The organism is Flammeovirga aprica JL-4, assembly GCF_012844305.1.
Taxonomy (GTDB): domain Bacteria; phylum Bacteroidota; class Bacteroidia; order Cytophagales; family Flammeovirgaceae; genus Flammeovirga; species Flammeovirga aprica.
Genome location: NZ_JABANE010000082.1, coordinates 17,987 through 40,364, shown reverse-complemented (window position 1 = coordinate 40,364; position 22,378 = coordinate 17,987). Strand labels below are relative to the sequence as shown.

Here is a 22,378-nt window from a genome sequence, read left to right as displayed (position 1 = left end):
TTCGGTGGAGATATCATTCTTATTTATGACGAAAAGCAAAGAGCGGAAAGAGAAAAACTTACAGAAGAGGAAAAATATAAAATCCGAGCTTGTCAAAGTATTATTATAAGTGATAGAGTTTATGTAAGAGTTGAACGTCAATATAGATGGTCAGGGTGATAGACCTATCCAAGGAATTATACTGAGGAGTTACTGGGCGGTTTGCTAGTCAGAAGTATATAAAAAGAAGTTATGAAAGAGGTACACACATTATTAATCGAAGGAAAAGGGGGGACTGAAAAATATTTATTTGATTTGATCAATGATTATGATTTCAAGGTAATCGAGCACAATAATACCCACGTATATGAAATTGATTTTTTCATCGATCAAAAAAACCTTGAAACGTTAAAAAGCAGTCTTCAAGACTCAAAATATAATGCCGTTGAGATACCTCAGTAAGCAAATAAACATTACAAAACTAATATCATACATGGATGCGTACTTCGTACTTATACGAATGATAGGTTATTAGAAAAAGGAGGAACATTCTTACAATTATTCATTTCTGAACTTTATCTTTGAAGAACTAATTTTAATACGTAGTTAAAAAAATGGACGCCCCTAAAAATAAAGGATGTCCATCTAAAAATGTTACACAACAACTAAAAGAGATATGAAGACTAAATTTTAGTCGGTACAGAGGTTTATTGGTCTCAGAAATGGGTTTAAAACCCTGGGCTTTCAGTGCAGAACTTTAGTATTTCGAAAAAATCTACTTACATTTTGAGTCTTATGACATAAGAATATAGAGAAGGGCATCATACTGTAACTCGGTTGACCTTTCATATTGTCTTTGCGACCAAATATCGTTATCATCTATTGGTTGGAAATGTTCAACATTGTTGTAAATCACTTCTAATACAAATATGTGAGGCAGAAGGAATTGAAATTTTGAAAGGGGTACTAAGTAAGGATCATGTTCATATAGAATATCCTCTGAATAAAAGCTTGAGTGAAATACTAAAGCGAATGAAAGGAAGAACCTCTCGACTTCTTCAGCAGGAGTTTCCGAATTTACGAAAACGTTATTGGGGTAAACACTTTTGGGCCGGAGGTTATGGAGCTTGGAGTACAGTTAACGTAATAGACCAAATGGTCAACGACTATTTGGAGCATCACAGGAGCGATACGAACGATAATTCCAACTTTATGTTGGAATAAGAGAGAATGAGCGTAAGACTTTTAGTCCTACATTAAAACCTCTGTACTTTCAGTGCAGAGTGGTTTAGTTTTTCACAATTGCTAGTTATGTTTTATTAACAAATAAAAATATATTTGCGTGGTGGAAAATCACAGATTTATAGATCTAATGATTAGGAGGTATCTATATACCTTATTTAGTAGATTGAAGTAGATAAAGGTTGTCTGAAAATTTGGATAGCCTTTTTCACGTTAATAAACGTCCTCGTCAGAGTCTAAAACTACTTTTGATTCTGTTTCTGGATACCCATCATCAGGGTCTGGAGGCGGATCCATAGTTTGGTTATTCATTTCTACATAGGGAGCTACTTCTTGATTTATAGTATTACAACTCCATAAACCAATAAATAAAACACCCAAAACTAATAGTTTGTTATGAAACTTCATTTTTTAATTTTAACATGTTATTTAAATTGTTTTTGTAATGATACAAAACTTTTAAAACAAGCAAAAGAACATTACACAAAATATCAGTTTATTGAAGCTGTAAAGTTATATAATAGAGTATTAAGTACTACCAGCAGTTACGATTATAAGGCCTATGCTCATTATCGTATAGGGTACATTTATGCAATGTATCTACTTAACTCTGATAGTGCGTATTATCATTATGTCAAGGCCTATCGATATAAGTCAGACTACAAAAATACACAGCGTAATACCATGTATAATTTGACAGTACACTTCAATCAGGTGGGAATGAAGGATTCTATAAATATTTACAAGCTTCAATATAACGATATACCTATCAAAATGGTAACAGAAAAAGCTCATAAATTCTTTTTAGAGGAACGATTTGATAAAGCAATCTATACGCTAACTAATACATCGTATCCGAATCACACAGACATGCAGGAAATAAACTTGATTCTATACCACGCAATGAACGGCAACCTTCATCTTGATACACTGGTGCAAAGGAAGGAATCAAGCTATCTATATGCTTTTGCTGTAGGAGAATACCGACAGAAGAAATACCACGAAGCATTAGAGACTATCAAGAGCTATATCCATTACAGAGAACAAAAAGGGATCGACCACCTAACACTTTACTACCAAATATTAGAGAATTTCTATATTTCCAGATCTTACTTATTGAAAGCTGATATTTTGAAGGATTTGGATCAGGATAATAAAGCAAAAGTTGCTTTGAATACTGCATTGGAATATATCAATAAGACTGCTAGAATTGTCAATGTCAGGTGTGATATTCTTAAAAGCACTATTTTGAGGAAGATAGCTATCCTTGAAGAAGATTTAGGGTATATAGAGAAGGCACGGTCACATCTTAAAAACTACTCAGGAAGAATCGATGGTATATCAAAAGAACGTTTTTATATTAGTTATGATGCTTCAAGGTTAAATAGGGGTTCTCTTGGTGTCAGAAGAGCTTTAAATAAATTTTGGGGTACTGAAAGAGAGAATAAAAAAGAGAACAAACAAGAAGAGCAAATTATTTTCAATTCTAGTGATGAAAAATTGTTATCGGTAATGAAAAGGGATTATACCGAAAAACGGGAGCAGGAAAAGAGAAGAAAACATCTTGAATATTTCTTTTCTTATGGTATAATCACGCTGTTGATCAGTCTTCTGATATTTGATATAAATAAAAATTGGAAGAAACTTTAATAATTCTTTAGATAGAAACACACATTACTCACCTAAGGAAAAGATAATTTCCTTTTTGAATTGATATCTGGATGTGACTTCAATATGGTAAAATGTTGTAAAGTAAGAATTCAAGGACAAATAAGCGTTATATGCTTTAATCTATAGACTTATGAGGTGCTATTTGAGAATTAAGTGGTTTAGACTCTTTGGAATAGTTACATTTACTCGGATATTAAGTTAAGCCCCTTCAATCAATCAAAGCATTATTACATTATTTGAAAACAATGTGCAGGATGAATTTATAAAGCTAATTTAAACTCTTTTACCATTGTAAATCAATATATGTCGCAGAACCTTTAAATCACCTTACACAGGTAGTTTACAAACATTAACTAACGAGAATGGTTACATAAATCTTATCCCAAAGTCTAATGGGTAAAGGAAACAAATTTAATTGTTTTCTAACTATTAAAAACTTTGCAAGTTATGATTTACGGCATAATTAACTTTTTACCTTCTCATTTTCTATTGAAAAAGTTCTGTATACTATTATTGATATTTTTGTATGGATGCAAACAAGATCAAGATATTACAGCATGTGGTTGTGAATCAAATACAACCTCTGATGAGTTAATCAGTTATGAAGGGGTTATATTTTACAAGAATGATATAAATGGTAATAATTTCAACAATAATAAATATTGGTTGATTGTAGCTGAAGAAAATTGTGGGAACTGCGTTCATCATCTAATAGTCTGCAATGACGATATGGTAAGTTCAATTAAAAATATACCTGTAATAGATAACTATAGTTTTAGTAATGTGTATGGTATGTATCGTAAAGATGACCAACAAGTAGAAGGAGCTGTAAATGTTCTATTTACAGGGAGTTTGAAACAAATATGCAACCCAATTTTTGCACCTGCAGATTATACTTACAACAATATAGTTTTAACTGAAATCAAAATAAAATGAAAAAGCTCTTTGTCAATTTGGATGGTGACTTTTGTACTTTTTGAGGTATATGCTCAAGAAAAAATTAAGTTACACTTAAAAAATAGGGATATTGAATTTGAAATATTAAGTGAAGAGGTATATATAGAATATGCTAAAGAACAAAAAGAAAGTATCAGAAATTTTTCAAAAAGTAGTTACAAAAAAAAATGAGAGTATAAAATAAACGCTGTCCGTAATTTTTAAATTTTATATATTGAAAATTATGGCAAAGCAATCCTCAAAAGAAAGTGCTGAGTTTCAGCAAATGCGAGACTTAGCACTAAAACAACTTCTATCCGGTCAATCACTTACCGGTGAAGGCGGTGTTTTCACACCTCTATTAAAGCAATTTTTAGATAGTGCACTTGATGCCGAAATGTCTTCTCATTTAGAGGAAGAATCAAGAGATAAAAAAGCACCTAAGAACAAACGTAATGGTAAAAGGAGTAAAACCGTCAAAACCATTGCAGGCGAAATAGAGGTTACCACTCCTCAGGACCGTAATTCTAGTTTTGAACCTAGTATTATCCCAAAACGAGAGACTGTCCTTGCAGATAATATGGCACCAAAAATTCTTTCTCTTTATTCAAAAGGAATGAGTTTAGCCGATATTTCAGAGCATATCAAGGAACTGTATGATGTATCTATCAGCAATCAGACACTTTCTGGAATTATTGACAGGATCACCCCTGAGGTAAAGCTATGGCAAAATAGAGCCCTTGATAGTGTTTACCACCCTATTGTTTGGATGGATGCTATTCATTTTAAGGTAAAAGGAGAAGATAGACGTACAGAATCTCGTGCTGTTTATAACATATTGGCACTCAATAAAGAAGGTAAGAAAGAGTTGATTGGGATGTATATCTCTGAAAGCGAAGGAGCAAATTTTTGGTTGCAGGTGCTTACTGACCTCAAAAGCCGGGGTGTTGAAGATATTCTAATCGCCTGCACAGATAACCTTAAAGGCTTCTCAGAGGCTATTCTCAGTGTATTTCCGGCCACGGAGATTCAGAAGTGTGTCATTCATCAGGTACGAGGTTCAATCAAATATGTAGCCTCTAAGGACCAGAAAGAATTTATGAGAGACTTGAAGCTCGTCTATCAGGCCATGAATAAGGAAATTGCAGAAGATGAATTGCTCAATTTAGAGGAGAAATGGGGAAAGAAGTATCCTATTGTCATAGAATCATGGCAACGCAACTGGTCGGAATTAAGTGCCTATTTCAGTTATGATCCTATGATCCGTAAAATGATATACACCACAAATGCGGTAGAAGGTTTTCATCGACAAATTCGCAAGGTTACCAAAAACAAAAGTGTATTCCCCAATGATATGTCGGTACTTAAATTGATCTATTTAGCACTGAATAATATCAGTAAAAAATGGACAATGCCTGTCAAAAATTGGGCAATGACGGCACAGCAATTAAGGATCAAATTCGGAGACAGAATGCCGATCGATCTTTAATCAGAAGGTTTACTTTTTGACACAAAAATAAAGCGATACTTCATGTTTTGAAAAGGGAAAATAAATTGACTCCTACGTCGTCACCCTTGTCAAAAATGAAATATCACTTTAAAATGTATCATAAAGTTGATCTTCTCGAAAAAAGAAATTTTATTGAGAAATAAGAAGTAAATTAAAAGCTCAGAAGAAAAACGAGACAGCGTTCATCTGACACTCCCTGATCTTTTCATCTATTTTGAGCAGTATAAGGAGCTGCAAGATTGTCTTAAACAATCCCCAGCTTCTTTGCTTTTTCTATCGCCTGTTCAATCGTTTTTACACTCAACTTCCTTAGAATATTCAAGCGGTGCGTTTCAATTGTACGAATACTGACAGAGTGCATTTCTGAGATTTCTTTATTGTCAAGACCTTCCATTAAGTGATTTAGAATTTGTGATTCTCTTTTCGAAAGACTGACGGTATTTTGTGTTTTAGCGGTAGACGATGAACCAAATTTATCTTCTCTGATACTTTTCACAATAATATCACTAGTGTCGCCGGAGAAGTAGAATTTTCCTGCCGCCACTTTTCTGATGGCTTTTAAAAATGTTTTATTCGATTCATCTTTCAGAATATAACCACAAGCACCCACCTTTACGGCTTGTATGATATAATCTTCTCGATCATATAAAGACAAGAATAAAATACGTGTGTCTTTAGATTCTGAAAGTAATAGCTCTGCCGCTTCTAATCCCGACTTTTTAGGCATGGAAATATCCATAATGACCACATCAATATGATGGCTTGCCACCAACGGAATCGCCTCTTCACCATTACTAGCTTCAGCGACAACTTCCAGGTCTTCTTCTTTATTGACAAGTTGTTTTACACCATTCCTAAAAATTTCATGGTCATCCACTAATAAAATTCTATGCTTTAACATGAGGCCGTTTCGATTAGTTTTGTATGAAAGTAAACAAAAAAATATTTTTCCAAAGGTAAAAAAATGAGCCTTGGCATAAAAACAACAAGCCTTATAATCCTAAAAATACCATTCCTGCACCGCACATCATGATCGTAGCCCCTCCAATCAAATGACTAAAACGCTCTAATTTGTGCCAGTGGACTAATGAAATTCCTTTTGTCAAAGTATATACACTTGTGAGCATTGTACCTATGGTAGCTGTTGCAAAAACGAATGTAACGGCACCCAGAAGATAAATGTTGAGCTGTGCGGCAGGGTACATTAATAAAGGAATGAGCGGTTCGCAGGGGCCAAAAGCAAAAATGATAAAGATAACCCAAAATGAAAGTGACTTTTTGGTGTCAACGTGTGAGTGAGTTTTGTTTTTAACGGCTGTATAAATCCCATAAACGGCATATAGCAAACCTGCAATCAATAGAAACCATGAAGCAATTGAACCTCTTTGACCTTCTATAATTTCAAGGTTGGAAACACTCCATCCTAATGCAACACCCAAAAGACCTAGTGTGATAGAGCCAATCACATGACCAATGCCACAGATAGCGACTACATTGAGTGTTTTGGCAGTGCTCCAGTTTTTGGTTTTAGCCAATGCCACAAAAGGCATATAATGATCTGGGCCTGAAATAGTGTGAATAACTCCTATACTTAAAGCGGATAATAAAAGAGGAAAGCTTTCTGTCAGCATACTTAATTTTAAATTTTAATTACTTACGTAATTTATATTGTAGTTGAATTGTGTATTTGAAAATACTAAGTAATGTAATTTCTTTTATATTTCATAATGTAATAATAATATGCTGTTTTTTGATAAATATCGAAATGAATGTCTGTTTTTATTAAAATCTGCGATATAGCAGGCTTTTAAATGTTTTTGAACTGTAATTACGTAATTTTTAGTATTAGTGTTGGAATGATAGGTATTGTTACGTACGTTTGTTACGTAAGTAATTTAAAATAACAATTTACATTATGAAACAAACCAACTACTTAACTTTTACAGTCTCTCTCTTAACTTTCTTTTTGGTGAACTTTAGTGCTGCAGCACAATCGAAACAATCGGCAAGCTTACATTTTAATGATGACATATCATTGCTGAAAGAAATCAATGCGGAGAAAAATGAAACAAAAAGCATCTTTGCAACAAGCACTGATGACAATGAAGAAAAGGAAAAGGAAGAAGAATTTAAACCTTCTTTTTCAGTAGGAGCAATCATTCATATGTTTGCAGGAAGCCAGCAAAACGGTTATGCCTTTGGTGGAGACCCGGCAGGTCCTGAAGCAGATAAATGGAAATCTGACTTTACAGTGTACAGAGCAAGAATCATGGTCGGTGCTCAATTGACCAAAAAGGGTAATTTCTTTATGGAAACGGAGATTCCAATGCCCATCAACGGAGCATCTACAGCAAGTGGTGGAAAGCAAATAGCTGTGACACCTATTATTTTAGACTGTCAGTATGAGCATGTTTTCAATGATTACTTTTCTGTGATTGGTGGTCTGCAATTGGTGTCGCATAACAGAAACGGTCTTCAAGGAGCAGCAGGTTTAATGGCCAATGATTTTACGTATTACCAATACCCTTATAACTTATTTCCAGACAGTCCATTGCAAGGTAATTTCGGTAGAGATTTGGGTGTGAACTTCAGAGGTTTCCTAGCGAATAATAAATTGGAATACCGTTTAGGTTTCTTCTCAGGCAGAACAAATTTTGAAGGAACAACTTCCTCACCAATTCGTACAGTAGGTCGTTTGGTATACAATGTATTAGATGAGGATAAAAGCTTCTACTACTCAGGCACTAACTTAGGAAAAGGGAAAACACTTTCTATTGGTGGTGGTGTTGATACCCAAGGTGATTATTTAGCGGCAGGTATTGATGTATTTATGGATATGCCTTTAGGAAATGCAGGATCAATCACACTAAATAGTGCATACTCTTATATTTCAGGAGGAAACAACCCAGAAAACGAATATTCTTTTGCAACAATGATCCCTACGCAAAATACACAGTTCATGGAGTTGGGATATTACTTTAAGGATCTTAAATTACAACCTTGGTTACGTTATGAGCGTCAGGGGATGAATGCTGAAAGCAACCAAATCGGTAACGGTGAAAGTATTTCTGACTTCAATAAGTACAATTCAACTACTGTCTTCGGCGGGGGTGTAAACTATTGGTTCAATGGCTATAATACCAACCTTAGACTATCGTATACTACAACAACTAAAACTGTAGCCGCAACAGACGAATCAAAAACTTACGGTCAAGTATGGCTTCAAGCTCAAATCTTTGTCTTCTAAATCAAACGTAAATCGGAAACAAAAACATCTCATATAATTCTTTTGAACAAACAATAATTTAACTATGAAACGTATCATCAACAGACACTGTCTTCTAATCTTTATAATCGGCCTATTTTTTAGCTGTAGTGCCAATAAAAAAGCTTCTTCCAATTCAGAAACTGTAGCAGAAAAACAAGAAACAATTAAAGTAGGCGTATTGCACTCATTGAGTGGAACAATGGCCATTTCTGAAGTGTCATTAAAAGATGTATTAATGATGGCAATTGATGAAATCAATGCTTCAGGTGGTGTTTTAGGAAAACAATTAGAGCCTGTGATCGTAGATCCGGCTTCGGATTGGGATCTATTCGCCGAAAAGGCAAAAGAACTTTTAGTGAAAGATAAAGTAGATGTAACTTTTGGTTGTTGGACTTCAGTATCAAGAAAATCAGTATTGCCAGTCTACGAAGAATACAAAGGACTACTTTTCTACCCTGTACAATACGAAGGGCAAGAGCAATCACCAAACATCATTTATACAGGTGCTACACCAAACCAACAGTTGATTCCATCAGCAGAATATTTGATGAGTGAAGAGGGTGGCAACTATAAAAAGTTCTATTTATTGGGTACGGATTATGTATTCCCAAGAACTGCCAACAAAATTTTAAAGAACTTCTTATTGGATTCAGGAGTTCCTGAAGAAAATATCATTGAAGAATACACACCATTCCACCACCAAGATTACCAAACTATTGTGTCAAAAATCAAGCGTTTTGCTTCTTCTGGTGATGCATGTGTATTGAGTACAATCAACGGTGACAGTAATGTTCCTTTCTATAAAGAATTCGCCAACCAAGGTTTATCAGCATCTACTTGCCCGATCATGGCCATGTCAGTAGCAGAAGATGAATTAAGAGCAATGGATACAGAGTTTTTAGTAGGTCACTTGGCGGCATGGAACTATTACCAATCGGTAAAAACACCGGAGAACTTCAAGTTTGTGGAAAGCTTCAAAAAATATTGTAAAGAAAATGGATTGCATGGCGGTGAATCTCGTGTAACGGACGATCCGATTCACTGGTCGTATGCAGGTATATACTTATGGAAAAAAGCAGTTGAAAAAGCGGGAACAACAGATGTGAACCAAGTGATCAAAGCTTTATCAGGTCTCTCGATTGAAGCACCAGGCGGATATGTAGAAATGCACCCTGATAATCATCACTTGTCGAAGCCGGTACTTATTGGAGAAATTCGTGCAGATGGTCAGTTTGATATTATTTCAAGAACAGACGATCTCGTGGTGCCAGAACCATTTAGCAAGTTTGCTATGTAGTTAGATTGAAGAATTAAGTAGGGAAGCATTTATAGCAACTATTTATGGTTTCCTACTTAAGTGAGTAGAACTGTGGTCAATAGTTCTAGGTCATAGGTGATCGTAAAGCCTATGACCTCCTCTCACATCAAGAATTGTAATTAGTACTTCACTCACATCTCACATTTCTATCACTTAATCTTTTTCTGATGTTAAAATCAAAACTCCTGTTCCTAACGTTGATTTTAGGAACCCTCTCCTTTACTGCCTATTCTTTTGAGAAAACGGTAGAAAACAGTGTACAGACGTTATTATCCAATAATAAAACGGGCTTAGACAGCGCCGTTAACTTCTTAGTAGAAACTAAAACACCCCATACCTACGCACTCATTGGTGCCGTATTAGAAAAAAGACTTTATGTAAAAGGAACGAAAGCATACACCCTGTTTCCAGGTATTAAATCATACTATGAAGTATATCCTGAATTTAAAGAAGCAGAGGGTGATGTGGCAGGAATAACACCATTAAAACTCTCAAGAAAATATATTTTAAAGTTTCGTCCTTTATCAAAATATACACAATTGTACACTCCTGTTGCTCAAAGCAAGCTCAATGCTTACCAACGCTTTAAGCAGTCAGGTACTTTAGAGGATGTGGCCTTTCTGACGGAACAATTGAAAACAGAAAGGGATGAAAAAGTCAAAGTAGCAGGAAATGAAGCCATTTATACCATTTGGCTTTTAAGTGGAGAGGAGCAGTTGGAGATGAATGCTTTGGCTCAATTGGGTGAAGGAGCCTCGGATCAAATGTTAGATCCTTTGGAACAATATTTAAAGAAAAAAGAAAATGCACCACAAGATCAGTCTTACATTCTCGCAAGTGAACTGATCAGTGATATTCAAGCCCACGAAAGATTTATCAATACAGCTCAAAACCTTTTCAGCGGTATTTCTTTAGGAAGTATTTTATTGCTAGTCGCCTTAGGACTAGGAATCATTTATGGATTGGCAGGTGTGATCAATATGAGTCACGGTGAGTTCTTAATGATCGGTGCATATACAACATACGTTATCCAGCAGTGCTTTATTTCCTATTTGCCCGCTTCATGGTTTGAAGGTTATTTCTGGGTTTCATTACCATTATCATTTATCACGGCAGGTTTGATTGGTCTTTTAATAGAAAGATTAATCATCCGTCACCTTTATAACAAACCGTTGGAAAGCCTTTTAGGAACGTGGGGATTGAGTTTGATTATGATCCAGATTTGTAGAAGTATTTTCGGTGATATCACAGCCGTAAAATCACCAGAATTACTATCAGGAGGTATAGAAGTAATGGACGGTTTGATTTTACCTTTCAATAGATTGTTTATCATCGGTTTGACGGTGTTTATGGGGGGACTGACCTACATCGTTTTCTTTAAGTCAAGACTAGGAGTGAAAATCAGAGCGGTAACTCAAAACAGAAATATGAGTGCTTGTCTAGGAATTTCCACGAAAAGAATTGATGCCATGACCTTCTTCTTAGGTTCAGGATTGGCAGGAATTGCCGGTTGTGCCATGACGTTGATCGGTAATGTAGTTCCAAATATGGGAAAGACTTATATCGTAGATTCTTTCTTGATTGTGGTAGTAGGTGGAGTAGGAAAACTGGTAGGAATTATTGCTTCAGCAATGGGTGTGGGCGTATTGTCCAAAATCTTTGAATCCTTTTATGAAGCAGTGTACGGCAAGGTAATAATGCTCGCCATCATCATCTTCTTCTTACAGTTCAAACCTAAAGGACTCTTTCCTGATAAAGGAAGATTGTCTGAAGAATAGATTGAGTTAAGAGGGTAGAGGAAAGAAACTCATAAGTCTGCTCTTTATATCACGAACCACCTCTTAATTCTTAATTATCAATTCTTCATCCGAAAACGTGTTCAAAGAAATTGAAATCATGAAAACATTAATTCAGAAAAAATATCATTTAGTCTTCATAGGCTTGTTTCTAATACTTATGCCTTTGGGCAATCTCTTAGGATTTGTCGAAACGAATACCATGACCTTGTGGGGTCGCTATTTTTGCTTTGCCATAGCCGCCATTGGAATCGACTTGATCTGGGGATATACGGGGGTGCTAAGTATGACGCAAGCCTTCTTCTTTTGTTTGGGTGCCTATGGAATCGGTATGTATATGACCCTTTCCAATTTACCCGAAGGACATCAATTGCCGGCATTTATGGAATGGAATCAGGTCACTGAATTGCCCGCATTCTGGGCTCCATTCTCATCTTTTCCATTAGCCTTTATACTTTCATTATTAGTGCCGGCATTGTTTTCCTTAATCTTCGGATTCTTCGTCTTCAGAAGCCGTATTCAAGGGGTATATTTTGCCATCATTACACAAGCATTAGCTTTGGCGATGTTCCTTTTATTCTCAAGAAATGAAACAATGCTCGGGGGTACCAACGGCTTAACAGACTTCAAATATTTATTAGGGTTTGACCTTAGAGAAACATCCACAAAACTAGGTTTATACTTCCTCAGTTTTATCGTGTTATGTTTGATTTATATCTACTCTTCTTTCCTTACAAAATCTAAATTCGGAAAGGGCTTGGTTGCCATCAGAGACAGTGAATCAAGAATGCGTTTTACAGGTTATGGCGTATCAGCGTATAAGATTACCATTTTTATGATCGGTTCAGTGATTGCGGCAATTGGTGGTATGCTTTATTTACCACAAACTGGAATTATCACTCCGGGAAGAATGGATGTGCAGGCTTCCATTGAAATGATCGTTTGGGTAGCCTTGGGGGGAAGAGGAAACTTGAAAGGAGCCGTGTTAGGAGCTATCGTAGTCAACTTACTTTACAGTATTTTCACCTCTATTTTACCAGGAGGATGGTTATATGTTTTAGGAGGTTTGTTCGTGATTACAGTATTGTATTTAGATAAAGGAATGATCGGCTTATTCCAACAAATTCAAGCCTATATAAAGACATTTTTTGCTTCTAATAAAAACAATAAAGAAGCAGAAGAAGTGGAGAATAAAGTAATAAATGTTTCAGCCTAAGTACTTGAAGGAAATGTGTTGAGTGCAAGTGGGAAAACTATAGTTATGGTAAGAAAATTACCATGTTTCAAGTGTTAAGCGCAAGCGTCACTTGGAACTGATCATTGGCGAAGTCTCCCGACTTCGAATATAAAAAACACATTTTCATTCATTTCGAAGTCAGGAGACTTCGCCAAAGTATGATCACAAGTGACGCCTATCGGCTTAACACTTGCGATATGGTGAATGAAAAATAGGTTTTACAACAATCCCCATGTACGGAATTTTTATCAAGAACTTAACTTAAATAAAAAACGATGTTATCAGTAAAAAACTTAAGCGTGGCTTTTGGAGGAGTACAGGCTTTGAAATTGGATCATTTTGATTTAAAAGAAAACGAATTGAGAGTAGTGATAGGTCCCAATGGGGCAGGGAAATCTACTTTTATGGATATAATTTGTGGAAAGACAAAACCGGATGAAGGGTCAATCCTATTCAAAGGAGAGGAATTGATTGGTAGGAGTGAAGTGAAAATTACTGAAATGGGAGTGGGGAGAAAGTTTCAGAAACCAACAGTCTTTACGGGCTTGTCGGTTTTTGATAATATGCTTTTAGGGTTGAAAGTCAAAAAGGATATCATCTCCACTTTCTTTTACAAAACAAAAAAAGAGCACTTAGATAAAATCCATGAAATCGCTTTAAAGGTAGGTTTGCAGGGTGATTTAAATAAAATAGCCGGTTCTTTATCGCATGGTAAAAAGCAGTGGTTGGAAATAGCAATAGTCTTACTGCAAGACCCAGAATTGATGTTGATTGATGAACCTGCCGCTGGAATGTCAGACTCCGAAGCAGAAAAAACAGGTAACCTTTTGTGTGAATTGAGCAACTCTCATAGTGTTATTGTCATTGAGCATGATATGAAATTTGTAGAGCAAATCGCCATTGATCAAGTAAGCGTTTTGGTACGAGGATCGATCTTGACACAAGGTACTTTTCAGGAAGTTAAAAACGATCAACAGGTTATTGATTGCTATTTGGGAGCACCTGATTCGGTGCAGGCCCAACGTTCTGCTTAAACTTAATAATAGTACCTAGAAATCAGGAGATTTCTTTTGATCAATAGAACACGAATGACGCTAACGCTTAACATTCGCGCCAGTGAACTTTCTACCCTTTTAGTTTGGTAGTACTTCCATTGGCCTTGAAGGGAAAAGCGTTAAGAATTTCATGGAATGAGCCGTTAAAAATGATTTTGCTGTTTGAGCGCAGCGAGTTTAAAATCATTTAGGCGAAAGGAATGGAATTTAGCTTTTGACTTCAAAGCCTTGAATTTTTGCTTCGTTTTGTTTCAAGACAAAATGAAGAAGAAAGAAGTTTGGAAGTAGAATGTCAAAAATTTAGGTACCTCACAATTGAAAGTATTGACCACCATCTTTCTAATAAATACTCACTTAATCTCGAAATAAAATGGAACTCGTAGCCACAGAAAATAAAATCACTTCCTATTGGAATAAACTCGAAACACATTTAAAAGTCAGTGCCCTTGAAACCTCTTATGGAGAAAGCCAAGTGCTTTGGGGAACAGAATTAGAAGCTAAAAAAGGAAAAGTAACCACCATCATGGGGAGAAATGGAGTAGGGAAAACGACTACTTTAAAAACCATTATGGGGCTGCTTAATGTTCAAAGTGGAGCTATAGAATTTGAAGGGAAAGACATCTCAAAACTTCCTTCACATAAAAGAGCAAAAGCAGGAATTGGCTATGTACCTCAAGGAAGAGAAATCATTCCGAAATTAACCGTTTATGAAAACCTATTGATTGGTTTGGATGCTTGTACAGATAGAAAAGCGAAAATTCCAGAAGACGAAATCTACGAGCTATTTCCCATTTTAAAAGATTTTAGAAACCGACCGGGAGGAAACCTAAGTGGCGGACAACAACAGCAATTAGCCATAGCGAGGGCATTATGCGGAAGACCAAGTATGTTGCTTTTGGATGAACCCACAGAAGGAATTCAGCCTTCAATTACGCAGGATATAGGAGATATTCTGAAAAAACTTGCATTGGAAAAAGGAATTTCTGTAGTTTTAGTAGAGCAAAAACTAGATTTCGCATTACGAATTTCTGATTACTTCTATATTATGGATAGAGGTAAGGTCATTGAACAAATGGAAGCAAGTACTATTGATGCCGATAGAATTCGTCAGCACTTATCAGTTTAGACAATTTTCATTAAGCTAAGTACTAAGCCAAAAATAGATCATAATTAATTCTAATTTATTTTTTGTGAGTACAACGCTAAAAAACGAACAAATAGTGATTCTATTTAAAGTTTTTTGAAGGAAGTAATCGCAAAACAATAAATAGAATTAGTATTAAATAATTTTGTCTTAGTACTAAAAACAACTAACATGCATCTAAGTCCGAAAGAAATAGACAAATTGATGTTGCACAATGCTGGTGTAGTAGCACAAAAACGCTACGCTAGAGGTGTATTACTCAACTACCCCGAATCAGTCGCTCTCATCTCCACTCAACTATTGGAGTTTATCCGTGAAGGTGCTTCCGTGGCAGAATTAATGGATAGAGGAAAGAAAATACTAGGCATTGATGATGTAATGCCCGGTGTGGAAAAAATGCTCCATGAAGTACAAATTGAAGGTACTTTTATGGATGGCACCAAACTCGTTACAGTACATTCACCTATTTGCGACGAAAACCTTGACAACGACTGGGCTTTATACGGTTCTGGTCTGACAAAATCGAAAACAAAAATTGAAATGGATAATGTATCCAATCCTTTACCGGGTAAAAAGGAATTAGGAGAAGGAGTCATTATTCTCAATGAGAACAGAAAAACCATCACGCTAGACGTAACTAATATGGGTGATCGCCCCGTTCAGGTAGGTTCTCATTACAACTTTATTGATGCTAATATTCAATTGTCTTTTGATCGAATGGCTTCACTAGGTTATCGATTCAATATTCCTGCAGGAACCGCAATCCGTTTTGAGCCAGGAGAAAATAAAAAAGTGGAGTTGGTAGAGATTGCTGGTCAAAAGATCATTTACGGAGGAAACAACATCGTAAACGGTCCAGTAGATCAGGTGACGGAAGAGGAAATAAAAGAAAGACTAGCCAAAACGGTTTAGGTTTTCCAATAGCTTTCAATTCGATCAATTAACAAAAACGATTATGGCAAAAGAAATTAGCAGACAGGCTTACGCCGATATGTACGGCATCACCACTGGCGATAAATTATATTTAGGCGATACAAACCTTTGTATTGAAGTAGAAAAAGATTACACCGTTTATGGTGAAGAATGCAAGTTTGGAGGGGGGAAAGTATTAAGAGACGGCATGGGGCAAGCTTCAGGCTTACGCCGAGAAGATGTATTGGATATGGTAATCACCAATGCACTGATTGTCGATTACACAGGTATTATCAAGGCAGATATTGGTATAAAAGATGGTAAAATTCATGCCATTGGTAAAGCAGGAAATCCGCATATTATGCCCGGTGTTCACCCTGATATGATTGTAGGAGCGAGTACCGATGTAGTAGCAGGAGAAGGGGCAATTATCACCGCAGGAGGAATTGACTCGCACATACATTATATCTGTCCACAACAAATCGATGAAGCATTGGCTTCGGGTGTTACTACTTTCTTAGGTGGCGGAACAGGTCCAACGACCAACTCTAATGCGACCACATGTACTCCAGGGAAATTTGCCATCCGCATGATGTTGCAAGCCACAGATGATTACCCGATGAACTTCGGCTTCTTAGGAAAAGGAAATACATCGCATCCCGAAGCATTAGAAGAGCAAATAGAAGCGGGTGCTTGCGGGTTGAAATTGCATGAAGATTGGGGATCCACTCCAGCAGCAATTGACAACTGTTTGAGTGTAGCAGATAAAATGGATGTTCAAATCTGTATTCATACTGACACACTGAATGAAAGTGGTTTTGTGGAAGCCTCAAAAGCCGCTTTGAAAAATAGAACTATTCATACCTATCACACCGAAGGTGCAGGAGGAGGTCACGCACCAGATATTATCATGTTGTGTGGTGACCCGAACGTAATTCCATCATCGACCAATCCAACAAGACCATTTACAGTCAATACGATTGATGAGCACTTGGACATGTTGATGGTGTGCCATCACTTAGATAAAAATATCCCTGAAGACGTTGCTTTCGCAGAATCAAGAATTCGTCAGGAAACTATTGCTGCAGAAGATATTTTACATGATATGGGTGCATTATCCATTATTGCTTCCGATTCTCAAGCTATGGGGCGTGTGGGAGAAGTGATCACAAGAACGTGGCAAACGGCAGCAAAGATGAAGGAGCAAAGAGGCTTCTTGGAAGAAGATCAATCAGGAAATGACAACCACAGAGTAAAGCGCTATGTGGCAAAATATACCATCAATCCAGCCATCGCTCACGGTTTTTCACATGTGACAGGTTCGATTGAAGTAGGGAAAATGGCGGACATCGTATTATGGAAACCGCAATTCTTTGGTGCAAAACCAGAGATCATCATCAAAGGTGGTGTTGTGGCACAAGCTCAAATGGGCGATCCGAATGCTTCTATCCCAACTCCAGGTCCATCTTATTCAAGACCGATGTTTGGTTTTAAAGGAAAAGCGGCTCCACATACTTCGGCTGTTTTTGTGTCTCAAAGCTCTATTGAAAATGTAAAAGAATACGGCATTTCAAAAGAGGTCGTAGGCATTAAAAACTGCAGAAATATTGGTAAAAAGGACATGAAACTGAATAGCACGCTTCCGGAGATCACCGTAGATCCAGAAAGCTATAAAGTAACTGCCGATGGTGTGCATTTATCATGTGAACCGGTCGCAAAAGTTCCGTTGGCACAACTATACAACCTATTCTAAGAAAGCGTTGTATGTTGAATACCGAATTATATCAAATATTACATATAGCCGATTCCGCTTTCCCAATTGGTGGTTATGCCTATTCCAATGGATTAGAATACGCCGTAAAGTCAGGGATCATTTCAGATGTAAAAGGATTGAACCAATACCTGAAAGATTACCTTCATCAAATCATCAAGTTTGATATGGCTTTTGTAAAGGAAGCATTTGAGGCAGAAGCAGAAGAGTTACCGCATTTATGCGAAAGCTATGATGTGATGCTGTTGAATCCAGCGATTAAAAAGGCAGGGGTTGTATTGGGTAAAAACTGGAAAAGAGCCATCAAACAACTGCATGGTGAAGATGTAGCCCTTTGGCCAGTGGAAAACACCGATCCCGATTTTTTGATCATCTTCGGCTACACTTGCAAGCTGTTGGGGTACTCATTAGAAAATGTCTGTATCCTCTACTTGTTTATGATTGTCAGAGATCAATTGAGTGCCATCATTCGTTTAGGGACACTCGGTCCATCGCAAGGACACAAAATGCAGAGCGATCTATTGAAGGAACTCGAAGAAACGTTTACTATTGACCAAATACCTTCAGTAGAGCAAGCCTATAAATGCACTTACATTGTAGAAATGGCACAGCTCTCACACAAATATTTATACACAAAACTTTTTCAAAATTAAGATTATGATTTCATTCACTCCTGGTTGTTCATTACCTCACTTATTTCATCAAGAACATTACGACGGTCCTGGTTTTTTCTCTAACAGAGAGTTAAGTAAAGAAGACCGAGATTATAAAAAAAGAGCATTTACGGTAGGTATTGGAGGACCTGTAGGTACGGGTAAAACAGCCCTTTTATTACAGTTGTGTCGTAGATTAAAAGAGAAAACGAACATTGCGGTAGTAACCAATGATATTTTCACTAAAGAAGATGCAGAGTTTTTGACAAGAAATGAAGCATTGCCGGCAGATAAAATTGTAGGTGTGGAAACAGGCGGTTGCCCTCACGCGGCTATTCGTGAAGATATATCCATTAATATGAACGCATTGGAGGATTTGATGGAGAAATTTCCAGATACAGAAATCCTTTTTGTAGAAAGTGGAGGAGATAACTTAGCCGCACACTTCAGTAAAGAATTAGTAGACTTCTCGATTTATGTGATTGATGTATCGGGCGGTGATAAAATTCCTAGAAAAGGTGGTCCAGGTATCACGCAAGCGGATTTGTTAGTCATCAACAAAATTGATATTGCAGAGTTAGTAAATGCTGATTTGAAAGTAATGGAAAGAGATGCAACGAAAATGCGTCAAAACGGACCGTTTATTTTTGCAAAAGCCTACCATGGTTATAATGTGGACAAAGTGATTGACCATATTTTCCATGCAAAAGCACATGCTTTGGAAGAAGCACATACACACTAATATTTTTTTTAAAATTAAAACTAACACTGTTTCAAGTCTCATGGCTTAAAAACAGTGTTAGTTTTACCCTTAAATTAAATCATAATTTTCTATCATAAGGATTGAAATTCAATAGAGAATTATATTTAAATATTTTGGAGAATTCATGTATAAAATCATATAATTTGTCATGATTTATACTTGATAATCGAACTAAAACCACCTCGTTATTAATACGGTCAAAAGAAACCAACACTTCTGGTTCCTGTGTGATATTAGCTTGAACTGTTTGATGTGTGACTGTACTTAGTTTTTCCTCCATCAATTGTACTTTCTCATTTTTCTCATTCCCCACCAAGAAGATATTAATAAAATTAGTATGCTTGAAAAAGACTGCTGGAGAAGTACAGTTTTGTGTACCAGGAGAAATCATAAACTTATCAGCAACTACTCTTTTTCCTTCTTTTCTAATATTGATTTCAGAGTAAAAATGATGGAATTGGAAAACCTCACCCGTACTCACTCTTCCTGCCTGCACCCAATCCATAAAGAACAAAACACTATTTTTACCCAATTCAAATTCAGTAAATTGCTTTAATTTTCCATTAGAATGCAATACCAACGGATCATTCAGTTGATAAAACTCCGCATTTTCATGCACATTAGTTTTCTGGATCATCTTACAAAAACGTCCATCTTCTGATTTGTAAACTCTGGCATTGGCCTGAGAAGTAAGCAATGCTTTAGTGTCTTTGTTAGCGTTGATTGTAAATTGAATATTATCTCCTTGCACCATTCCACCACCGTAGTTGGTCGTTACCAGATGTACCGCTTTGTTATGTGTTTTGGGTAATAGTATTTTTAAAGGATTTTGATTGAAGTGGCTCGTTACTTTAGAAGTGTTTTGTATATTTTTTATTTCTATATAAGAGCCTAGTTTTAAGTTTGTTGTCATTGTTTGTAGTATTAGAAATGAATTGAGATTTATATTCAAATTTAATTATTGAATTACACTACAAAATAGTGATTTTTTTTGTAAATAGCACTTGTAAATTTTGAAAAAATAAGGATTAATTATGCATAGAAATAATGATACTCAAACCAAGCAAACTATCCGCTATTACAACCTGATGTATGCGATTGCATTATCGGTTATAGCCATTATTTCTATTGTTAGTCAACTCTTGATTCAAAGCTATTTGGGTAATCAGTTACATGACACACACCTGATCAATTTTGCCACAAGATTACGCTCCAATTCTCAGTCTTTAACCCGCTTGGCATTGCTATTGGAAAGTGAGAGAAGCAACAAGACACACCGCAAGGATTTTCAGAATATTTTGATGCAATTGCAGAAGACTCATGAGAGTTTACAGCACGGTAATGAGTTTCTAAATATACCGGAAAACCACAATGTGGATATGATCGAACTCTTCAACATCATAGAAAATCCATATCAAGAAATGATTGATGCAGCTTGGGAAATCGTCAATATTACAGCACCTGCCAATCGAAAACCTTTGGATCGAAAAGCATTAGAAGAGCAGATCGATCAGCTTCTAATCAGTGAAAAAGCCTACTTTTTAGGAATGGAAATGATCGTTTTTGATTATGATAGAATCTCTCGAAAGAACGTTATTTTCCTCAAAAAAATCGAATTGTACCTACTCGCTTCAGTCATCATATTATTACTTTTAGAGGCCTATTTTATCTTCAGACCTTTAGCAAAAAGAATACGTTTGTCATTTGAAGAACTGACTGATTCTGAGAAAAATGCACGTGCATTGGCAAGAGAAATAAAAGTAGCAAACAATGTACTAGAGAAGTCACATCAGAGTCTTCGAGATATTAATTTCACCTTAGAAAAAGCCACTTACTTTGTGAAAATTGATACAGACGGAAACATCATTTATGCCAATGATAAGTACTGTAATGTTACAAAATATGAAATGAGCGGATTGTTGGGAAGACCATTATTTTTCAATGAGAAAACCCATAATGAAAATATCATTTACGATCATATTAAGGATCCCATAAGAAGAAATGAAGTGTGGCAAGGGGAAATTTTCGATCAAGCTTCTGATGGAACGGACTTTTGGTTGGAGGTGACTTTGATGCCGATGATCGATAGCAAAGGACAATTATATCAATTTTTAGTAATCGGAATTGACATTACAAAACGTAAAAAGACAGAACAGGAATTGCACCTTTTGATGAAAGAAAAACTGGAAAACCAGAAGGAGTTGAAAAAAGTAAAACTGCAATCTATGGTGGCAGGTCAGGAAAAAGAAAGGAAAAGAGTAGCCGTAGAAATCCATGATGGCATTGGGCAGATGTTGACTTCTTTAAGAATGAAAATAGAAATGCTGGAAGAAGAACACCCCAAAATCTTTGAAGAAAACAGCGATGTGGACAGCATGATTAGAAACATTATTGGAGAGTCACGCCGTATATGTGGAGAATTGTTGCCAAGCGTTTTAGAGGATTTCGGATTGAAGTCAGCTATTGAAGATTTAGTACTTTCCATTCAGCAGAGTACCAACTTGAATATACAGTTTATTGACAATTTCGAACTGGAAAAAACAAATATTAATATTGAGATGGGTATGTTTCGTATACTTCAGGAAAGCCTTAATAATGTAATGAAACACGCTTATGCCGAAAACGTTACAGTGCTTCTAGAATCGGATGCTGAATTTATCACTATGGAAATCACAGATGATGGAGAAGGTTTTGATTACTCTACCCAATCAATGCTTTCCTCAGATAATAATTCAAACTCTTATGGTCTAGCCAATATGAAAGAAAGAGCAGAATTGTTGGGTGCGAAATGGGATTTGAAAAGCGGAGTAGGAATGGGTACTCATATAACTTTGGAGGTGCCGATTTTGGATTAAGTACAAATTCAAAATTATCTCATACTAATTCTATTTATTGTTTTGCGATTACTTCCTTCAAAAAACTTTTAATAGAACCACTATTAATACGTTTTTTAGAGTTGTACTCACAAAAAATAAATTAGAATTAACTATGATTTATTTTTGATTTAGTACTTAGAATATCAATTTTATTCCTCTTTTATTGGTTTTGTTTAATGTTGATGGAAAATACTTCCCTTTTACTTTCAGAAATACTAACGAATAAAATACTTTTGTTGCTGTAAAT

General features: G+C 36.1%; 19 protein-coding genes and 1 pseudogene. 16 read left to right on the top strand and 4 right to left on the bottom strand.

Annotated elements, in window-relative coordinates:
• The first annotated feature begins 231 nt into the window (after nt 1-231).
• On the top strand, nt 232-441 hold the full coding sequence (locus tag HHU12_RS23790) for a hypothetical protein (protein WP_169659235.1): 210 nt from the start codon (nt 232-234) through the stop codon (nt 439-441).
• Between the two features lie 342 nt (nt 442-783).
• Nucleotides 784-1,203: pseudogene (tnpA, locus tag HHU12_RS23785) on the top strand (IS200/IS605 family transposase); the annotation flags it as partial.
• 231 nt (nt 1,204-1,434) lie between these two features.
• On the opposite strand, the gene HHU12_RS23780 reads toward tnpA, so the two are convergent.
• Complete coding sequence (locus HHU12_RS23780) at nt 1,435-1,629, bottom strand: hypothetical protein (RefSeq protein WP_169659233.1); 195 nt, start codon at nt 1,627-1,629, stop codon at nt 1,435-1,437.
• A gap of 186 nt (nt 1,630-1,815) precedes the next feature.
• Here HHU12_RS23780 and HHU12_RS23775 point away from each other — a divergent pair, with 186 nt between their 5' ends.
• From HHU12_RS23775 to HHU12_RS23765, 3 genes are all read left to right on the top strand, one after another.
• The gene (locus tag HHU12_RS23775) at nt 1,816-2,871 is read left to right on the top strand and encodes a hypothetical protein (RefSeq protein ID WP_169659232.1); all 1,056 of its coding nucleotides are present in this window, start codon (nt 1,816-1,818) and stop codon (nt 2,869-2,871) included.
• Nucleotides 2,872-3,339: 468 nt separating this feature from the next.
• On the top strand, nt 3,340-3,828 hold the full coding sequence (locus HHU12_RS23770) for a hypothetical protein (protein WP_169659231.1): 489 nt from the start codon (nt 3,340-3,342) through the stop codon (nt 3,826-3,828).
• Nucleotides 3,829-4,072: 244 nt separating this feature from the next.
• Nucleotides 4,073-5,317 carry an IS256 family transposase gene (locus HHU12_RS23765; protein ID WP_169659230.1) on the top strand — a complete coding sequence of 415 codons (1,245 nt, stop codon included), beginning with the start codon at nt 4,073-4,075 and terminating at the stop codon, nt 5,315-5,317.
• A gap of 265 nt (nt 5,318-5,582) precedes the next feature.
• Here HHU12_RS23765 and HHU12_RS23760 read toward each other — a convergent pair whose 3' ends face one another.
• Together HHU12_RS23760 and HHU12_RS23755 are read right to left on the bottom strand one after the other, a co-directional pair.
• Complete coding sequence (locus HHU12_RS23760) at nt 5,583-6,239, bottom strand: response regulator (protein ID WP_169659229.1); 657 nt, start codon at nt 6,237-6,239, stop codon at nt 5,583-5,585.
• Between the two features lie 91 nt (nt 6,240-6,330).
• Complete coding sequence (locus HHU12_RS23755; RefSeq protein ID WP_169659228.1) at nt 6,331-6,969, bottom strand: hypothetical protein; 639 nt, start codon at nt 6,967-6,969, stop codon at nt 6,331-6,333.
• Nucleotides 6,970-7,253: 284 nt separating this feature from the next.
• On the opposite strand from HHU12_RS23755, the gene HHU12_RS23750 reads away from it, so the two are divergent.
• From HHU12_RS23750 to ureG, 10 genes are all read left to right on the top strand, one after another.
• Nucleotides 7,254-8,585 (top strand): hypothetical protein, encoded by a 1,332-nt coding sequence (locus tag HHU12_RS23750; protein WP_169659227.1) that lies wholly within the window; start codon nt 7,254-7,256, stop codon nt 8,583-8,585.
• A gap of 64 nt (nt 8,586-8,649) precedes the next feature.
• Nucleotides 8,650-9,903, top strand: a complete 1,254-nt coding sequence (gene urtA / locus HHU12_RS23745; RefSeq protein ID WP_169659226.1) for an urea ABC transporter substrate-binding protein — start codon at nt 8,650-8,652, stop codon at nt 9,901-9,903.
• A gap of 188 nt (nt 9,904-10,091) precedes the next feature.
• A complete protein-coding gene (urtB, locus tag HHU12_RS35100; protein WP_205959979.1) occupies nt 10,092-11,702 on the top strand; it encodes an urea ABC transporter permease subunit UrtB in 1,611 nt (536 codons plus the stop codon).
• A 118-nt stretch (nt 11,703-11,820) separates the two neighbouring features.
• Nucleotides 11,821-12,936, top strand: a complete 1,116-nt coding sequence (gene urtC, locus HHU12_RS23735; protein WP_169659225.1) for an urea ABC transporter permease subunit UrtC — start codon at nt 11,821-11,823, stop codon at nt 12,934-12,936.
• Between the two features lie 296 nt (nt 12,937-13,232).
• Nucleotides 13,233-13,991 carry an urea ABC transporter ATP-binding protein UrtD gene (gene urtD, locus HHU12_RS23730; protein WP_169659224.1) on the top strand — a complete coding sequence of 253 codons (759 nt, stop codon included), beginning with the start codon at nt 13,233-13,235 and terminating at the stop codon, nt 13,989-13,991.
• A gap of 391 nt (nt 13,992-14,382) precedes the next feature.
• The gene (gene urtE, locus HHU12_RS23725) at nt 14,383-15,138 is read left to right on the top strand and encodes an urea ABC transporter ATP-binding subunit UrtE (protein WP_169659223.1); all 756 of its coding nucleotides are present in this window, start codon (nt 14,383-14,385) and stop codon (nt 15,136-15,138) included.
• 189 nt (nt 15,139-15,327) lie between these two features.
• The gene (gene ureA / locus HHU12_RS23720; RefSeq protein ID WP_169659222.1) at nt 15,328-16,068 is read left to right on the top strand and encodes an urease subunit gamma; all 741 of its coding nucleotides are present in this window, start codon (nt 15,328-15,330) and stop codon (nt 16,066-16,068) included.
• 43 nt (nt 16,069-16,111) lie between these two features.
• Nucleotides 16,112-17,821 (top strand): urease subunit alpha, encoded by a 1,710-nt coding sequence (gene ureC / locus HHU12_RS23715; protein ID WP_169659221.1) that lies wholly within the window; start codon nt 16,112-16,114, stop codon nt 17,819-17,821.
• An 11-nt stretch (nt 17,822-17,832) separates the two neighbouring features.
• Entirely contained in the window at nt 17,833-18,492 is a 660-nt protein-coding gene (locus tag HHU12_RS23710; protein ID WP_169659220.1) for an urease accessory protein UreF, read from the top strand.
• Nucleotides 18,493-18,496: 4 nt separating this feature from the next.
• Nucleotides 18,497-19,234, top strand: a complete 738-nt coding sequence (ureG, locus tag HHU12_RS23705) for an urease accessory protein UreG (RefSeq protein ID WP_169659219.1) — start codon at nt 18,497-18,499, stop codon at nt 19,232-19,234.
• A gap of 79 nt (nt 19,235-19,313) precedes the next feature.
• On the opposite strand, the gene HHU12_RS23700 is transcribed toward ureG, so the two are convergent.
• On the bottom strand, nt 19,314-20,168 hold the full coding sequence (locus tag HHU12_RS23700; protein ID WP_169659218.1) for an urease accessory protein UreD: 855 nt from the start codon (nt 20,166-20,168) through the stop codon (nt 19,314-19,316).
• 121 nt (nt 20,169-20,289) lie between these two features.
• Here HHU12_RS23700 and HHU12_RS23695 point away from each other — a divergent pair, with 121 nt between their 5' ends.
• Nucleotides 20,290-22,110 (top strand): PAS domain-containing sensor histidine kinase, encoded by a 1,821-nt coding sequence (locus HHU12_RS23695; RefSeq protein WP_169659217.1) that lies wholly within the window; start codon nt 20,290-20,292, stop codon nt 22,108-22,110.
• Nucleotides 22,111-22,378 lie beyond the last annotated feature (268 nt).

Excerpts from the sequence above, each read along its gene's own strand:
- urtB (WP_205959979.1), top strand. The coding sequence starts at position 10,092 with ATGTTAAAATCAAAACTCCTGTTCCTAACGTTGATTTTAGGAACCCTC.
- HHU12_RS23790 (WP_169659235.1), top strand. The coding sequence starts at position 232 with ATGAAAGAGGTACACACATTATTAATCGAAGGAAAAGGGGGGACTGAA.
- HHU12_RS23710 (WP_169659220.1), top strand. The coding sequence starts at position 17,833 with ATGTTGAATACCGAATTATATCAAATATTACATATAGCCGATTCCGCT.
- HHU12_RS23775 (WP_169659232.1), top strand. The coding sequence starts at position 1,816 with ATGTATCTACTTAACTCTGATAGTGCGTATTATCATTATGTCAAGGCC.
- HHU12_RS23750 (WP_169659227.1), top strand. The coding sequence starts at position 7,254 with ATGAAACAAACCAACTACTTAACTTTTACAGTCTCTCTCTTAACTTTC.
- HHU12_RS23760 (WP_169659229.1), bottom strand. The coding sequence starts at position 6,239 with ATGTTAAAGCATAGAATTTTATTAGTGGATGACCATGAAATTTTTAGG.
- ureA (WP_169659222.1), top strand. The coding sequence starts at position 15,328 with ATGCATCTAAGTCCGAAAGAAATAGACAAATTGATGTTGCACAATGCT.
- HHU12_RS23755 (WP_169659228.1), bottom strand. The coding sequence starts at position 6,969 with ATGCTGACAGAAAGCTTTCCTCTTTTATTATCCGCTTTAAGTATAGGA.
- urtA (WP_169659226.1), top strand. The coding sequence starts at position 8,650 with ATGAAACGTATCATCAACAGACACTGTCTTCTAATCTTTATAATCGGC.
- urtC (WP_169659225.1), top strand. The coding sequence starts at position 11,821 with ATGAAAACATTAATTCAGAAAAAATATCATTTAGTCTTCATAGGCTTG.
- HHU12_RS23770 (WP_169659231.1), top strand. The coding sequence starts at position 3,340 with ATGATTTACGGCATAATTAACTTTTTACCTTCTCATTTTCTATTGAAA.
- urtE (WP_169659223.1), top strand. The coding sequence starts at position 14,383 with ATGGAACTCGTAGCCACAGAAAATAAAATCACTTCCTATTGGAATAAA.
- HHU12_RS23780 (WP_169659233.1), bottom strand. The coding sequence starts at position 1,629 with ATGAAGTTTCATAACAAACTATTAGTTTTGGGTGTTTTATTTATTGGT.
- HHU12_RS23765 (WP_169659230.1), top strand. The coding sequence starts at position 4,073 with ATGGCAAAGCAATCCTCAAAAGAAAGTGCTGAGTTTCAGCAAATGCGA.
- urtD (WP_169659224.1), top strand. The coding sequence starts at position 13,233 with ATGTTATCAGTAAAAAACTTAAGCGTGGCTTTTGGAGGAGTACAGGCT.
- HHU12_RS23700 (WP_169659218.1), bottom strand. The coding sequence starts at position 20,168 with ATGACAACAAACTTAAAACTAGGCTCTTATATAGAAATAAAAAATATA.
- ureG (WP_169659219.1), top strand. The coding sequence starts at position 18,497 with ATGATTTCATTCACTCCTGGTTGTTCATTACCTCACTTATTTCATCAA.
- ureC (WP_169659221.1), top strand. The coding sequence starts at position 16,112 with ATGGCAAAAGAAATTAGCAGACAGGCTTACGCCGATATGTACGGCATC.
- HHU12_RS23695 (WP_169659217.1), top strand. The coding sequence starts at position 20,290 with ATGCATAGAAATAATGATACTCAAACCAAGCAAACTATCCGCTATTAC.